This window comes from Streptomyces sp. NPDC002324 (genome assembly GCF_053593335.1).
In genome coordinates this window covers 16,468-29,468 of sequence record NZ_JBSFCF010000046.1, presented here as the reverse complement: position 1 = coordinate 29,468, position 13,001 = coordinate 16,468, and the positions used below count along the sequence as shown (strand labels likewise).

Annotated in this window: 9 protein-coding genes; 4 read left to right on the top strand and 5 right to left on the bottom strand. The window is 70.9% G+C overall.

The genetic code is table 11. From position 1 onward, the window contains the following. The first annotated feature begins 55 nt into the window (after positions 1 to 55). From ACWCRJ_RS38235 to ACWCRJ_RS38220, 4 genes are all read left to right on the top strand, one after another. On the top strand, positions 56 to 1,066 hold the full coding sequence (locus ACWCRJ_RS38235) for a LacI family DNA-binding transcriptional regulator (RefSeq protein ID WP_450943617.1): 1,011 nt from the start codon (positions 56 to 58) through the stop codon (positions 1,064 to 1,066). Positions 1,067 to 1,305: 239 nt separating this feature from the next. Then, on the top strand, positions 1,306 to 3,357 hold the full coding sequence (locus ACWCRJ_RS38230; protein ID WP_450943616.1) for a glycoside hydrolase family 31 protein: 2,052 nt from the start codon (positions 1,306 to 1,308) through the stop codon (positions 3,355 to 3,357). Between the two features lie 305 nt (positions 3,358 to 3,662). Then, the gene (locus tag ACWCRJ_RS38225) at positions 3,663 to 4,709 is read left to right on the top strand and encodes an AI-2E family transporter (protein ID WP_450943641.1); all 1,047 of its coding nucleotides are present in this window, start codon (positions 3,663 to 3,665) and stop codon (positions 4,707 to 4,709) included. 109 nt (positions 4,710 to 4,818) lie between these two features. Next, a complete protein-coding gene (locus tag ACWCRJ_RS38220; protein ID WP_450943615.1) occupies positions 4,819 to 6,006 on the top strand; it encodes a sulfotransferase family protein in 1,188 nt (395 codons plus the stop codon). A gap of 67 nt (positions 6,007 to 6,073) precedes the next feature. Here the strand turns inward: ACWCRJ_RS38220 and ACWCRJ_RS38215 are convergent, their stop codons facing one another. From ACWCRJ_RS38215 to ACWCRJ_RS38195, 5 genes are all read right to left on the bottom strand, one after another. Beyond that, entirely contained in the window at positions 6,074 to 8,548 is a 2,475-nt protein-coding gene (locus tag ACWCRJ_RS38215) for a CBM35 domain-containing protein (RefSeq protein WP_450943614.1), read from the bottom strand. A 100-nt stretch (positions 8,549 to 8,648) separates the two neighbouring features. Next, entirely contained in the window at positions 8,649 to 9,479 is an 831-nt protein-coding gene (locus ACWCRJ_RS38210) for a carbohydrate ABC transporter permease (protein ID WP_450943613.1), read from the bottom strand. After that, positions 9,476 to 10,399: a carbohydrate ABC transporter permease gene (locus ACWCRJ_RS38205; protein ID WP_450943612.1), complete on the bottom strand. Its 924-nt coding sequence runs from the start codon at positions 10,397 to 10,399 to the stop codon at positions 9,476 to 9,478. The genes ACWCRJ_RS38210 and ACWCRJ_RS38205 overlap by 4 nt, the downstream gene beginning before the upstream one ends. 40 nt (positions 10,400 to 10,439) lie before the next feature. Beyond that, a complete protein-coding gene (locus tag ACWCRJ_RS38200; protein WP_450943611.1) occupies positions 10,440 to 11,768 on the bottom strand; it encodes an ABC transporter substrate-binding protein in 1,329 nt (442 codons plus the stop codon). 92 nt (positions 11,769 to 11,860) lie between these two features. After that, positions 11,861 to 12,901: a LacI family DNA-binding transcriptional regulator gene (locus ACWCRJ_RS38195; RefSeq protein WP_450943610.1), complete on the bottom strand. Its 1,041-nt coding sequence runs from the start codon at positions 12,899 to 12,901 to the stop codon at positions 11,861 to 11,863. Positions 12,902 to 13,001: the final 100 nt, after the last annotated feature.

The following is a 13,001-nucleotide window of genomic DNA, read 5'->3' as shown; positions in this document are numbered from 1 at the left end:
CCCTGGTTCAGCAACACTGCGCTGTCGAAGCGCTTAAACACGCTTGGAGAGCTGGATGGTCACCCTCGCCGAGGTCGCCCAGCACGCCGGAGTCTCGGCGAGCACGGTGAGCTATGTCCTCAGCGGCAAGCGGTCCATCTCCGCGGGCACCCGGCAGCGGGTCGAGCGGAGCATCCAGGAGCTCGGCTACCACCCGAACGCGGGGGCCCGCGCCCTGGCGAGCAGCAGGTCGAACATCGTCGCCCTGATGGTCCCACTGCGCACCGACATGTACGTCCCGGTGATGATGGAGATCGCCATCGCGGTGGCCACCACGGCCCGCACCCACGGCTACGACGTGCTGCTGCTCACCGGCGAGGAGGGCCCCGACGCGGTGCGCCGCGTCACCGGCAGCGGGCTCGCCGACGCGATGATCCTGATGGACGTGGAGCTGGACGACGAGCGGCTGCCGCTGCTGCGCGGCACCGATCAGCCGTCGGTACTCATCGGACTGCCGGCCGACACCAGCGGACTGACCTGCGTCGACCTGGACTTCGGGGCCACGGGCGCGTTGTGCGTGGAGCATCTGGCGATGCTCGGTCACCGCGACATCGCGGTCGTCGGCGAGGCGCCCGCGGTGTACGAACGGCACACCGGCTTCGCCGAACGCACCCTCGACGGACTCCGGTCCCGGGCGCGGGAGCTGGGTCTGCGCGTGCTGCACCGCCCCTGTGAGGGCGGCTACGACGCGATGGCCGCGACCCTGGCCCGGATCTTCGACGAGCGGCCGGGCACCACCGGGATCGTCGTGCAGAACGAGTCCGCGGTGGAGCCACTGCTCGCGCTGCTGCGGCAACAGGGGCGCGCGGTCCCCGAGGACGTCTCGGTGATCGCGGTCTGCCCGGACCAGGTCGCCGTGCAGGCCTCGGTACGGCTCACCTCCGTCGCCATCCCCGCCCAGGAGATGGGCCGTCGGGCCGTGGAGCAGCTGATCGCCAAGCTGGAGGGCCGGGACGCCGACGAAGTGGTGCTCCTCGCCCCCGAGTTGACGGTCCGCGCGAGCACGGGGCCGCTGACCGCCGGTTGACCTTGCACGGGCCGAACCCGCGTCGTGCGCCGGCGCGGGCCGGCCCCGCGGACCCGGGCGCCGACCCGACGCCGACAGTGACGCCGACAGTGACGCCGACAGCGACGGACGCCGGACGACCGGCCGCGGACCGTCGCACGCAAGCGCCGTACGGAAGCCGCCGTGCGGTCCCCTCCCCCTCTTCCCTCCTCCCTGACCTCCTCTTCCCTGACCTCCTCCTCCCTTCCAGGAGACCTCTCGTGAATCAGCCTGCCGAGAACCAGACCCCGACGGGCGCGGTCAGCCTCGCCCAGTCCTCCCCCACCGTCGGCACGTTCCGTGAGCGGGACGGGGCCCTGGAGTGGAGCGGACGCCAGGAGACCCTGCGGATCGAGCCCTGGGGCCCGGACGCGGTCCGGGTCCGGGCCCGCCTGGGCGGCCCCATCCTCGACGGGCTGCCGGGCGCCCTGCTCGACGAGGCGGAGAGCACCGAGAGCAGCGTCAAGATCGAGGACGGGCTCGGGCGGCTGACCGTCGGCGCGCTCACCGTCGAGGTCGACGCCGAGGGCCTGATCCGGTACACGCGCACCGCCGACGGCGCCGAACTGCTGTCGGAGGCCCGCGCGCACTTCTGGTGGCCCGGCCCGCGCCTCTACACCGCCGTCGGCAACGGTCACCACCGCCTGGAACAGCGCTTCGCCGCGTACGACGACGAGAGGCTGTACGGCCTCGGTCAGCACCAGCACGGGCGGCTGGACCAGAAGGGGCTGGTGCTCGACCTGGTGCAGCGCAACGCCGAGGTCGGCATCCCGGTGCTCACCTCCAGCCGCGGCTACACCCTGCTGTGGAACAACCCGGCGATCGGCCGCGTCGAGCTGGCCGGCAACGGCACCCGGTGGGTCGCCGACTCGGCCCGGCAGCTCGACTACTGGATCACCGCGGGCGACCCGGCCGACGCGCAGCGCCGCTACAGCGCGGCGACGGGCCGCACGCCGATGCTGCCGGAGTGGGCGGCCGGGTTCTGGCAGTGCAAGCTACGCTACCGCACGCAGGACGAACTCCTCGCCGTGGCACGGGAGTACAAGCGGCGGGGCCTGCCCATCGACGTCATCGTGTGCGACTTCTTCCACTGGACGCACCTCGGCGAGTGGAAGTTCGACCCGGCCGAGTGGCCCGACCCCGGGGCCATGGTCCGGGAGCTGGAGGAGCTGGGCATCAAGCTGGTGGTGTCCGTGTGGCCGTCGGTCTCGCCGCTGAGCGAGAACCACCACCTGATGGAACAGCGCGGCTACTTCATCGGCACCCAGTACGGCCCGCTGGCGCACGCCGACTGGCCGGACAAGGAGGTCGCCTCGACGGTCCAGGTCGCCTTCTACGACGCGACGAACCCCGAGGCCCGGGAGTTCGTGTGGTCGCGGGTGAAGGAGAACTACCTGGAGCCGTACGGCATCAAGGCGTTCTGGCTGGACGCCTGCGAGCCGGAGATCAAACCGGGCTTCCAGGAGAACCTGCGCTACTGGGCGGGGCCCGGCCTGGAGGTCGGCAACATCTACCCGGCCGAGATCGCCCGCACCTTCTACGAGGGGCTGCGGGCGACGGGTGAGGAGGAGATCGTCTCCCTCAACCGCTCGGCGTGGGCGGGCAGTCAGCGGTGGGGGGCCGCGCTGTGGTCCGGTGACATCGGCACGGACTTCCCGACGCTGCGCCGGCAGATCGCGGCGGGCCTCAACACCGCGCTGTCCGGCATCCCCTGGTGGAACACCGACATCGGTGGCTTCCACGGCGGCGACCCGGACGATCCGGCGTACCGCGAGGTGATGGTGCGCTGGTTCCAGTTCGGCGCGTTCTCGCCGCTGATGCGGCTGCACGGGTTCCGTGAGCCCGGGATGCCGTTGGGGCCGGCCATGACCGGGGGTCCCAACGAGGTGTGGTCGTACGGGGAGGAGGCCGGGGCGATCCTGGAGGACTTCCTGCGGCTGCGGGAGCGCCTGAAGCCGTATGTGCTGCGGGTGATGCGGGAGGCCCACGAGGAGGGGCTGCCGGTGATGCGGCCGCTGTTCCTGGAGTTCCCCGGCGACGAGCGGGCCTGGTCGGTGGACGACGCCTACCTGTTCGGGCGGGACGTGCTGGTCGCGCCGGTGCTGGAGCCGGGGGTGACCCGCTGGACGACGTATCTGCCGGTGGGAGCGCGGTGGACCGACGCGTGGACCGGCGAGACGTACGAGGGGGGCCGGTCGGTGACCGTGGACGCGCCGCTGGAACGGATTCCGGTGTTCCTGCGGGACGGGGCCTCGGTGCCGATCGCCGGGTAGGTGCCGGATGCCTGTTCGCGGGCCGGGTCTACGCTATGGCGCCACGGCCATCCCATGATCCTCAGGGGTGCGCGCGACCCTTGGACGAGTGGAGATGGCGGAGGATGAACAGCCGTACGGGAGACTCCCGCGCAGGACGCGGGGGACGGCAGGGCCGTCGGGGCGGGCCCGCGCACAGGCCTGTCCATCGGACACGCACGACGATACGCACCACCGGGGGGTACACGGCGCCGCCGAGGGCGGACGTGCCGTCGGGAGAGGGCGTTCCCCGGGGTTTTCTGCCGGGGCCCGCGCGGCACATCGCCGTGTGGAGCGCGCTGACCCTGCTGGTGACGGGTGTCGTCTATGTGGGCGTGTGGATCTGCGTGACGTTCCAGACGGCGGTCACGCCGGTGCTGATCGCGCTGCTGGGTACGGCCCTGCTCGGCCCGTTCTACCGGCGGCTGGTCGCGATGAGGTTCAACAGGTCCCTGGCCGCCGGGCTCACCTGTGCCGCCGTGGTGGTGGTGATGGGCGGAGCCGCGTACATCGTGGTGGCCGCCCTGATCGACACCGGTGACCAGATCATCTCCTCGCTCAGGCAGGCGGCGAAGTCGCTCAGCGACGAGTTCGGGCTCGCGGGGACGTCGCTGGACGACCTCGCGAAGAACGCGAGGGAGCTGCTGTCGAAGTTCGGCGGCACCGCGGCCTCCGGGGTGCTCACCGGCGTCAGCGCGGTCAGCGAGTTCGTGGCGGCGGCCGTGCTGGCGATGCTGCTGATGTTCTTCTTCCTGCGCGACTCCGACCGGGCGGTCGCCTCCCTGCACTCGCTCGCGCCGCGCGGCTCCGGTGACACCCTGGAGGTGATGGCCCGGCGCGCGTTCCGGGCGATCGAGGGCTATATGCGGGGCACGACGCTGATCGCCTTCATCGACGGTGTCTGTATCGCCGTCGGTCTGCTGATACTGCAGGTGCCGGGCGCCGTCGGCCTCGGCGCGCTCGTGTTCGTCGGCGCGTACATCCCGTATCTGGGCGCGTTCCTGTCGGGTGCGGTGGCGATCCTCGTCGCGTTCGCGGACCGGGGTCTGGTGACCGCGCTGTGGGCGGTCGGCGTGGTCTTCGCGGTGCAGCTCCTCGAAGGGAACGTCCTCCAGCCGATGATCCACAGCCGGACCGTGCAGATGCACCCGGCGGCGATCCTGCTGGCCCTCACGGCGGGCGCTTCCATCGCCGGCATCCTCGGCATGCTCCTCGCGGTGCCGCTGACGGCGGCGGTGTCGGGTGTGCTGTCGGAGCTGCGGGCGCGGTACGGGGACGGGGCGGGCCCGGCCGTACCCCCGGCGGAGCGGGAGATCGCCCGCACGGGAGGATGATCACCGGCGGCCGCCCCGGCCGGGCGGCCGCCGAGGCACCGCGACCGGACCGCGCCCGGACCGGACCGGCGTCCGCCCTCGCCCGTCCGCACCGAAGGGAAGTCCTGTGATGGCGTCCACTCCCCTGCCCCTCACCCTGGCCAACCTGTTACTCCGGCCCACGCTCGGCTCCCGCCGCGACCCGGACCGGGTCTTCGACCGGATCGTCGCCGGGGCCGGACAGGCGGACGGGGACGAGGAGTTCGTCGAGAACTTCCGGTTCCTGCTGCGGGAGTGGGCGAAGGACGAGGATCTCGGGCCGGTCGGCTGGCAGTCCGCGCAGGCGCACGTCCGCCGGCATCTCACCAACCGGGCGCGGTTCCGGCGGCTGATCGCCGAGAACCCTGCCATCGAGGAGGAGCCCGTCGAGAAACCGGTGTTCGTGGTCGGGCTGCCGCGCACCGCGAGCACGCTCACCCACGGGGTGCTCTCCCTCTCGGAAGGCCACCGTTGCCCGCGGCTGTGGGAGCTGCTGGCTCCCGACCTGGAACCGTCGCCCCGGGAACGGCAGAAGCGGATCACGACCGCGCGCCGCGTCCTGAGCGGCAGCCATCTGCTCAGCCCGCGTTTCCGTGACATCCACCCCATGACCGCCGAGGGCCCGGAGGAGTGCACGTTCCTCCTGCCGCACGCCCTGGTACCGCTGGCCCAGGCACACATACCGGCCTACCACGCCTGGCACTTCGAGCACGACTTCACACCCGACTACCGTCACCTCAAGCAGGCCCTCCAGGTCCTGCAGTACGGCCGTCCGCGCCGCCGCTGGATCCTGAAGTCCCCCTTCCACACCGGGAACCTGGACGCGCTGGTCAAGGTCTTCCCCGACGCCATGCTCGTGTGGACCCACCGCGACCCGGCCGCCGCCGTCGCGTCCTTCTGCAGCCTGGTCGAGGTCGGTATGGTCACCTCGCTGCGCCGGTTCGACCCGCGTCAACTCGGCGCCACCTGGCTCGACCTGCTGAGCCGCTCGGTCCGGCGCGGTCTCGCCGCCCGTACGGGCATCGCCCCGGCGGCGCTGGTGGACGTGCCGTACTCCTCGCTCGGCGCCGACCCGGCCGTCGGCGCCCCGAAGCTGTACGACGCCGTCGGCGCCCGCTGGACCGAGGCCGACGCGGCCCGGCTCCCGGCGGCCGCCACCCACTCCCGGGGCAGCCGGCCCCATCGCTACGACCTGGCCCGCTACGGACTGACCCCGGCCGACGTGGAGTCCGCGTTCGCCGAGTACAACGCGCTGCGGGCCGAGGTCGACCGGCCCTGACGGGACCCGGAGCGGCACGGACCCCGGTCACCGGCGGCGCACGCCGGTGACCGGGGTCCGGTGGGGCCTAACCGACGACCCGGCCCACCTCGATCCGGTCGATGTTCGGCGCCCAGGCACCGGCGTTGCCGAAGGTCACCTTGTTGGCGCCCTTCTTCAGGTCGACCGGGACGCCGACGGTCCAGTAGTCGTCCCAGCCCCAGGTGTTCTTGAAGGTGACCCGGCGCGGCTCGGCCGCCCCGACCGTGATGTCCGCCGTGCGGGACATGATGTCGGTGTTGTAGGAGTGGCCGTTGTCGCGGCGCTCGTTGTGCGCGTAGTGGACGACCAGGACGTGGCGGCCGGCCGTGGGGGCGTTCACCGTGAACTCGGCGGTGCTGTCCGCGCTGTTGCCGAGCCAGCCGATGTACGACCCGGCCGAGGCGTACGCGGAGTCGACCAGCCTCGCTCCGCCGGCGAGCGTGGCCGCGGCGCCCTCGTAGGCGAGGGTGCCGGTGGTCGAGCCGGCGCCGGTGACGTCGAGCGAGCGCAGGGCGGTGTGCCCGGCGGACGCGGTGATCCGGTTGTTGCCCGCCACCAGGTAGAGCCGCAGCGGCCGGCCGGGCACCGCGGCCACCGACTGCCCGTGCAGGGCGAGCTTCACCGGCGCCGACGCCCGGGGCACGACCCGGTAGTAGCCGTCGCGCGGGGCGTACACGTCGAAGACCGCCCGGTCCCCGGAGCGCAGCACCAGCTCGCCGGTGCCGACGCCCTTCGACGAGGAGTAGTCGTACGAGGGCCTGCCGGTGATGTCCGCGAGCGTGGCCTCGTAGGAGGCGGAGGGCTCGGCGGTGCGGGCGGTGAGGTCGATCCGGTCCAGGGTGACCTCGGTGGTGTCCTTGGCGAGCGTCAGCCGGTGCGTACCGGCCGTGAGGTGGACGGTGACGTCCTTCTTCGCGCGGTAGGTCCAGTTCTCGGTGGAGGGGTAGGTGACCGTGACCGGTTCGCCGCCGTCGACCGTCAGCTTCTGGGTGGCGGGGACGCCGGACTGGTTGCCGTACAGGATCGCCAGGTCGTACGTGCCGTCCTTCGGCACCGACACCGTGAAGTCGACCTTGCTGCCCGCCTGGTTGAGCGAGCCGACGTCCTTGGTGCCGGAGGCCGCGTAGCCGTTGGCGTTGGCGACGGTGCCCTGGGTGTAGACCTTGCCGTCGGTGATGGCGGCGTCCTCGGCCTCGTAGGAGGCGGTCCAGGGGACGGACGGGGCGGTCGGGGTGCCGGAGCCGCCCGGGGTGAGGACGACGCGGTAGGCCGACATCTTGTGCATGCCCCGCAGGGGCACGGTCACCGTGCCGTCGTCCGCGATCCGCACCTTGGTACGGGCCAGGACGCGCGGGGTCGCGTGCTGGCCCTCGTAGCCGGACCAGGCGGCCTCGGCGACGGTCGCGGTGACGGTGCGGCCGAAGAGGGAGCGGGGGACCTTGCGGACGACGACGTCGGTGTCACCGGCGGAGCCGCCGAGCAGCACCTGCGCCTGGCGGCGGGAGGTGTCGAGGGAGGCGAGGCCCTGGAGGGTGTCGATGGTGTTCGCCTGCGGCGGGGTGACCTCGACGGTGTTCCCGGTCAGGCCCGCGTACCAGCGGAAGAACCACCAGCCGCCGTTGGGGATGTTGGAGCGGACGACATTGCCGTCCATGTTGCCCGCCGCGTCCCAGTACGCCTGGTTGGCGTACACCTTGTTCCTCTCGAACATCGAGACCCACTGGACGAGTTGGCCGGGGACCGAGAGGTCGCGGCGATTGGCGTACTCGTCGATGTTGATCTTCAGCGGGGCTATGCCCGCCGCGCGCTCCAGGGCGCGGTAGTCGTCGTAGTGGGCCTGGAAGTCCCTGAGGGAGCCGGAGCCCAGTTCGTGCCAGGTCATCACCTGGGGCAGGACGTCCTCGCGCTTGGCGAAGGCGAGGAAGTCCTTGAGCAGGCGGGTGTGGTAGGCGGCCTCGTTGGGGCCGGCGATCCGCGCGTCGGGGTCGACGGCGCGGATGCGCTGGTAGACCGTCTTCCAGTCCCGGAAGAAGCGGTCGCGGTTGATCTCGTACTGCGCCTGGTCGGCGACGTCGAGCTTGTACCAGATCTGGTCGGGCTCGTTGAACGGGATGTAGACGAAGCGGTCGCTGTTCGGGTCGGCCGCCACCTCCTTGACGATCTTGTCGACCTTGGGGAGGTAGTCGTCGATGCCGAGGTCCTCGTAGGGCCACTTGGCGTAGATGTCCTGCATCATCACGTTGATCTCGCCGCCGCCGTTGCGGAAGAACGACCGGGAGACGGTGAGCGCGTCGCCGTTGGGGTGCTGGGCGCCGCCCTCCGGCTTCTGCGAGATGCTGGTGATCTTCAGAGGCGCGAGGGCCGCGTCGCTGGGTACGCCGTCGTCGCTGAGCCCGTAGAGCGCGCCGTTGGCGCCGAGCATCACCGGGCCCTCGGAGGCGGAGAGGTCGACGGAGAGGCGCTGCGGGGCGGCTGCCGCGGCCGTGGCCGTTCCGGTGGCGGGGAGGGTGCTGCCTGCCATGGCGGTGACTCCAAGTAGTGCTGTGAGCAAGGCGGTTCTGGTACGGGATCGCATGGGGGTGGTCGTACCGGTGTGGGGGCTCACGCTGCTGGACCTCCGGTCATTTGACGGCTCCACTGGTGATTCCGGACACGATCTTTCGCTGGCCGACGAGGAAGACGGCGACCATCGGCAGGCTCATCACCACGACGTACGCGAAGACGAGATGCCAGTTGTTGAGGTAGAGCTGGGCGCTCGCGACCTTGTAGAGGTTGAGCGGGAGGGTGGCCCGGTCGCCGCCGCCGAGGACGAAGAAGGCGTAGAAGATGTCGCTCCAGGCGTAGAGCATCACCATGATCGTCGCGGTGGCGATGACGGGCCGGAGGAGGGGAAGGACGATCCGGGTGAAGATCCGCAGCGGCTTCGCGCCGTCGATGCGGGCCGCTTCCTCCAGCTCCATGGGGATGGCGCGGATGAAGCCCGTCATGAAGAAGATCGACGTGGAGAGGTACATCCCGGTGTAGACGGCGATCATTCCCGGCCGGGTGCCCGCCAGCCCCAGTTGCCGCAGCTCCATCACGATCGTGATGACCGCCGGCGGCAGCAGCAGCCCGCTGATGCACAGCGCGTACGCCGCCGAGACGATCCTCGACCTCCGGCGGGCGAAGACCCAGGCGGCGCCCGCGCCGAGGATCAGCACGAGGACCACCGAAGGGACCACGACGAGCAGGGAGTTGAGGAGCCCGCGCAGCATCTCGCCCTGGGCGACGGCGTCGTCGTAGTTGGCGCCGGGCTGCCAGTGGGCGGGCAGGTCCAGGTTGGGTTCGATGGCCTCCGCCTGCGGCTTGGCGGAGGTGACGAGGACCAGCCACAGGGGGACGCCGACGGCGAGTCCGGCGAGGAGGAGGACAAGGGCGGGGCGGCCGTACCGCCAGACCACGGACGGGTTCACAGCAGCTGCTCCCTTCGCCGCAATCCGGTGACCAGCGGGATCGCGACGGCCACCACCACCAGGAAGAGGACGAGACTCATCGCGGACGCCTGGGCGTACAGGCCCTGGCCGAAGATCCGGAACATGTAGATGTTGAAGACCTCGGTGGAGGCGGCCGGCCCGCCGCCGGTCGTGGCCTGCACGATGTCGAAGGTGTTCATCGAGCCGATGAGCGCCGTGGTGACGTTGAAGGTGAGGGCCGGGGCGAGCATCGGCCAGCGCACCGACCAGAAAGTCCGCCAGGGCCCGGCCCCGTCCATCCGGGCGGCTTCGAGCATGTCGCCCGGGATGCCCTTGAGGCCCGCCAGGTAGATCAGCATCGACAGGCCCATCCACTTCCAGCCGTGGATGAGCGTGACGACGACGAGCGTCCAGGTCGTCGAGCCCAGCCACGGAATGTCCGTGCCCAGCACGGAGTTGACCGCGCCGTCCTGGTTCAGGAGCGCCTGGAAGACGTAACCGGTGGCGAGGGCCGAGATGAGCACCGGCAGGAAGAAGCCGGCGCGGAAGAACCGGTTGAAGCGGGTGTCGTCCTCCAGCAGCAGCGCCAGCACCAGCCCGAAGCCGTTCTGGAAGACGGCGGCGAGCAACGCGTAGAGCAGGGTCGTGCGGATCGCGCGGACGAGGGTGCCGTCGTCGGCGATGGTCGTGAAGTTGTCGAGGCCCGTGAAGGCGATGCCCTGGTGGTACGAGGACCAGTCGGTGAACGGGTAGTAGAAGTTGAGCAGGTTGGGCACCAGGAAGAAGCCCGCGAAGACGACGATCGCGGGGAGCGCGAACCACCAGGGGTGGTGCACGGCCGCGCGGGGCAGCCGCCCCACCCGCCGGGGTTCGCTTCTCGTGGATGCCTGTTTGCGTGTGCGTACGGCCGTGTCCGCCATGGGAAAGCCCTGTCTTCTCCTCGCCCTGCCTCTCCCCCCGCTAGAAGCCGGGCGCGCCCTGTGCCTTGGCCACCTGCGCGAACTGGTCCTGGATGGCCTGGGCGACCTGCCGCGGGCTCTTCTTCCCGAAGAGCATGTCGGCGAGGTAGAGGTGGGTGTCCGGGGCGACGATCGCCTTGGCCTGGAAGACGCCGATGGCCGTTGGCAGGGCCGCGACCTGGGCCTTCGACGCCTGCGGGAGGCCGTCCGGGGTGGGTACGGAGGGCTGCACGGACGGGATCTTCATCACCTTGATGTAGTCGGGGTAGTCAGGGCCGAGCCAGAAGGCGAGGAACTGCCGGGCCGCGTTCTGCCGCTTCTCGTCGCCGGTCCTGAACGCCACGACACCGTTGGTCTGGTCGGGCGAGTACAGGCCGGTGGCGGACGAGTTGGCGATCGGGAACCAGCCGATCTTCTTGTCGATGTCCGCCGTGGAGTACTTGGCCTGCAACTGGCTCTGGAAGGAGGTGACGTTGAGGACCATGCCGGCCTCGCCCTTCCACAGCGCGTCGGCCTGCCCGGTGAAGGTGCCCGTCCGGTAGTTCTTCTGGGCGAGCCCGGCGTCGAGCAGCTTGTCCTTGTACTTCTTGATCGCGCCGACGACGACCGGGTCGGTCCACTTCTCCTTGTTCTCGTTCAGGTCCGCCCACCACTGCTTGTCGAGGTCGGTGAGCTGCACCTGCATCTGCCACTGAAGCGGCCACTTGTCGCCGCCGGCCTCGTAGAAGGCGGCCGCGTCCGTGTCGTCGACGACCTGGTGGCCGAGGGCGAGCAGCTCGTCGTACGACTTGGGGAAGTCCTTCTCGGCGATGCCGGCCTGCCGGAAGACGTCCTTGTTGTAGTAGACGCCGAGCATGGCGGGGCTGGTGACGATCGCCGCGTACCGCTTGCCGTCGATGACGCCGAGCGACTTCTCCGTGTCGCCGAGTTTGGAGACCCAGGGCTCGCCGTCGAGGGTGAGCAGGTTCCGGCTCGGCTGGACGAAGGGGAGCGTGGAGACGGACGGCTGCCAGAACATCAGGTCGGGGCGGTCGCCGGAGGCCAGCTTGGTCGGCACGTTCGACTCGTAGGGGTCCGGGACCGGCTGGGTCTCGACCTCGGCGCCGGTGGCCTTCTCGAATGCGTCGATGACCTGCCGGGGTGCGTCGACCGTGTTCTGCGCGGTCCACATCGTCAGCTTCACGCCGTCGAGTCGGGCGGTCGGGTCGACGGCCGTCCGCCCGGTGTCCTTCTCCGCGCCGGAGGTCCCCGCCGTGGGATCGCTGCACGCGGTGGCGGCCAGGCCGAGGGCGCATATGAGGGCCAGCGTGGGGAGAGCTCTTGTCTTCATCGCGCGCCTTTCGAGAACAGATGGTTCAGGGCAGGGCAGGGCAGGATGCGGAACAGCGGTGAGCGGGGGTGGACGAGGTGGGTCCGAGGTGTTCAGGGCTTGGCCGGCGGCGGGCCCGCGCTCTCCCGTACCACCAGTTCCGGTACGGAGACCGGGTGCGGGGCGATCTGCGCGGACGTCTCCAGGACCCCGTGCAGCAGGGCGAACGCGGCCCGCCCGAGGCCGGTGAAGTCCAGGCGTACGGTCGTCAGGGACGGGGTCAGATAGGCGGAGTGCGGGGCGTCGTCGAACCCGGTGACGCTCACCTCGCCCGGTACGGAGCGCCCGGACTCGTGCAGCGCGCGCAGCACACCGAGCGCGAGGTCGTCGTTGCCGCACAGGACCGCGGTGACCGCCGGGTCCTTTGCCAGTTCGAGCCCGGCCGCGTGGCCGCCCGCCGGGCCCCAACTCCCCTGCAGCGCAAGGGGTTCCGGTGCCCCGGCCTCCTGGAGGGCCTGCCGCCAGCCGGTGGTGCGGGCCGCACTGGTCCGCCGGGTGCTGGAGGGGATCGCGACGTAGTGCACGGTCTCATGGCCGAGGGAGAGCAGGTGACGGGTCGCCTCGTAGGCGGCCTCGCGGTCGTCGGTCCACACCCAGGGGCGGTCGCCGCCGGGCGGGGTCGCGGGGGTCTCGACCACGCCGACGACCGGCAGTGCGGCGGGGACCGCGCCGAGGGCCGCCACACCGGCCGGATCGTAGGCGATCACGATGAGGCCGCCGCCCGCGTCCGCAGCCCGCTGCACCTCGGCGGCGACCGCGGCCTCGTCCGCCGACTCCAGCACACCGATCCCGACCGCGTACGAGGCCGCCCGCGCCGCCTCCTCGATGCCCTGGAGGATCGAGGCATAGCCGTAGTGCGTGGTGTTGGCGGTCAGTACGGTCACGGCCCGGGTGCGCCCGCTGGCCAGCGCGTGTGCGGTGGCGTTGCGCCGGAACCCCAGCTCGTCGATGGCGGCCTGCACCCTCTCGCGCGTCGTGTGCTTGACGCTGGGGTGATTGTTGATCACCCGGGAGACGGTCTGGTACGAGACCCCGGCGGCGGTCGCGACGTCCCGGATGCTCGCCGGGCGGCTTGTGTGACCGGTCACATTCATGCCAGGATTGTGACCGGTCACACAGGTGTCGTCAAGAGAACGTAACAAAGAACGTGCCGGAGAACGTGGCGAGTGGCGAAGTGACGGCTGAGGAGAGGGA

What these genes read in the sequence shown, in the direction of transcription:
- ACWCRJ_RS38235 (WP_450943617.1), top strand. Translation starts at nt 56, where the DNA reads ATGGTCACCCTCGCCGAGGTCGCCCAGCACGCCGGAGTCTCGGCGAGC.
- ACWCRJ_RS38220 (WP_450943615.1), top strand. Translation starts at nt 4,819, where the DNA reads ATGGCGTCCACTCCCCTGCCCCTCACCCTGGCCAACCTGTTACTCCGG.
- ACWCRJ_RS38215 (WP_450943614.1), bottom strand. Translation starts at nt 8,548, where the DNA reads ATGGCAGGCAGCACCCTCCCCGCCACCGGAACGGCCACGGCCGCGGCA.
- ACWCRJ_RS38205 (WP_450943612.1), bottom strand. Translation starts at nt 10,399, where the DNA reads ATGGCGGACACGGCCGTACGCACACGCAAACAGGCATCCACGAGAAGC.
- ACWCRJ_RS38200 (WP_450943611.1), bottom strand. Translation starts at nt 11,768, where the DNA reads ATGAAGACAAGAGCTCTCCCCACGCTGGCCCTCATATGCGCCCTCGGC.
- ACWCRJ_RS38195 (WP_450943610.1), bottom strand. Translation starts at nt 12,901, where the DNA reads ATGAATGTGACCGGTCACACAAGCCGCCCGGCGAGCATCCGGGACGTC.